The organism is Bacillus sp. 05T21 (assembly GCF_056396785.1).
Window position 1 is genome coordinate 1 of the sequence record NZ_JBFTMD010000111.1, and the last position, 408, is coordinate 408.

Annotated in this window: 2 rRNA genes; both read right to left on the reverse strand. The window is 44.7% G+C overall.

The features are described 5' to 3' along the window. A 23S ribosomal RNA gene (locus tag AC1DKZ_RS33110) occupies positions 1 to 132 on the reverse strand; the annotation flags it as partial. A gap of 146 nt (positions 133 to 278) precedes the next feature. Then, positions 279 to 408: ribosomal RNA gene (locus AC1DKZ_RS33115) — 16S ribosomal RNA — on the reverse strand; the annotation flags it as partial.

The following is a 408-nucleotide window of genomic DNA, read 5'->3' on the forward strand; positions in this document are numbered from 1 at the left end:
AGTGGGTTTCCCCATTCGGAAATCTTCGGATCAAAGCTTACTTACAGCTCCCCGAAGCATATCGGCGTTAGTCCCGTCCTTCATCGACTCCTAGTGTCAAGGCATCCACCGTGCGCCCTTTCTAACTTAACCAAACTAAAATTAAAAAAATATGAGCTACACTGTTATCTAGTTTTCAAAGAACATACATTTAAACTTGAGAGATAGTTCTCTCAAAACTGAACGAAACRAAACAAGTCAACGTTTATTGATGAACTGCGTTCATCAATTCTCCATAGAAAGGAGGTGATCCAGCCGCACCTTCCGATACGGCTACCTTGTTACGACTTCACCCCAATCATCTGTCCCACCTTAGGCGGCTGGCTCCATAAAGGTTACCCCACCGACTTCGGGTGTTACAAACTCTCG